This window comes from Streptomyces capoamus, assembly GCF_014654935.1.
In the GTDB taxonomy this organism is placed as follows: Bacteria; Actinomycetota; Actinomycetes; order Streptomycetales; family Streptomycetaceae; genus Streptomyces; species Streptomyces capoamus.
In genome coordinates this window covers 1-1,580 of record NZ_BNBF01000071.1, presented here as the reverse complement: position 1 = coordinate 1,580, position 1,580 = coordinate 1, and the positions used below count along the sequence as shown (strand labels likewise).

Annotated in this window: 1 protein-coding gene; it reads left to right on the top strand. The window is 69.7% G+C overall.

All coding sequences use genetic code 11. The features are described from left to right. Window positions 1-386: 386 nt before the first annotated feature. A complete protein-coding gene (locus tag IE312_RS37805; protein WP_189986827.1) occupies window positions 387-1,580 on the top strand; it encodes a PP2C family protein-serine/threonine phosphatase in 1,194 nt (397 codons plus the stop codon).

The window sequence follows — 1,580 nt, the reverse complement described above, 5'->3', positions numbered from 1 at the left end:
GAAGAAGGCACCTCTCACATCATGCGGAGCGCTTGAAGCCTCCGCGATAAGGACAGCGTCAAGATCAGCGCTGTGTTGCACGAGTGCCCTCACCCACCGGCCTAAACGCTCCGTGAAGCTGCGGCCACCACAACGTGCGGGCGGGACCACCATGGCGGGCCGCCTGTAGCGGCCCGGCCGTGCCTGCTGCGGGGCGTGCGCGACCGGTTCGATCACGGGCGGTGTGTCGTTGTTTGTGCCGGGAAGGCGCGATACCAGCCGAGGTCGACCGACAGAAAGTGAGCCTGACATGCTGGTGATCGACCTGATGATCTTCTGCCAGCGTGGGCAGGACGGGATCACGCCGGAGACCGGCCGTGGTTGACAGCAGCACCGCGGCCCCGTTGATGATGCGACTGCTGCAGGACAGCCACACCATCACCCTGGAGGACCTGCCCCGTCTGGTCGCCGAGCACGCCGAGGCGGCCGGAATGTACGACACGGCCGTCTTCCTCGTCGACATCCGCGAGACGGTACTGCGCCGGCTCACCGGCCGCGGGCTGGACGCCGCACACGGCGGACAGCAGTTCACCATCCGGGGCAGCCTGCCCGGCCGCGCCTACCAGCAAGTGACCCTGCTGACCGAACGGGACACCGACGGCAGACAGAACGGCCGGCGCCGGTGCTGGGTGGCCATCACCGACGGTGTCGAGCGGCTGGGCGTGCTGCGCGCCGACACCGAAACCGAGGACGAGGCAACCCGCCGGGCGCTGCGCGACCTGGCGTCGATGGTCGCCCTGCTGCTGCTCAGCAAGCGGTCCTTCAGCGACTCCTACGCCCGTCTGGTGCGCACCGAGCCGATGAACGTGGCCGCCGAGATGCAGTGGAACCTGACCCCGCCCCCCGCCTACGCCGGACAACACGCCACCGTGGGCGCGGTGATGGAGCCCGCCTACCAGGTGGGCGGGGACGCCTTCGACTACGCCGTGGGCGGCAGCGTTCTGCATATGGGTGTCTTCGACGCCATGGGCCACGACACCGCCGCCGGGATCACCGCCAACGTGGCAGTGGCCGCCTGCCGCAACGCCCGCCGCCAGGGTGCCTCACTCGCCGAGACCAGCCGGCACATCGAGGAGGTCCTGGTCGAGCAGTTCGGCACCAGCCGCTACGTCACCGCCGTCCTGGCCCAGCTGGACATGGACACCGGACGGCTCACCTGGGTCAACCGCGGCCACCACCTTCCCATCCTGATCCGCGGCAACCGATGGACCACTCAGCTGGCCTGCCCGCCGGCCGGCCCCATGGGCTCCCGCCTGGGCCTGCCGGTGACCGAGGCTACCGAACAGCTCGAGCCGGGAGACCGCCTGCTGCTGTATACCGACGGCATCACCGAGGCCCGCGACGCCCGGGGCAAGGAGTTCGGCCGGGACCGCTTCACCGACTTCGTCCTGCGCCACCACTCCGGCCGGCACACCCTGCACGAAACACTGCGCCGGCTCATGGCCGCCGTACTGGACCACCACAGCGGACACCTCGACGACGACGCCACCGTCCTGCTCGCCGAGTGGCGCGGCAACCGGCAAACCGACCTCACCCCGTAA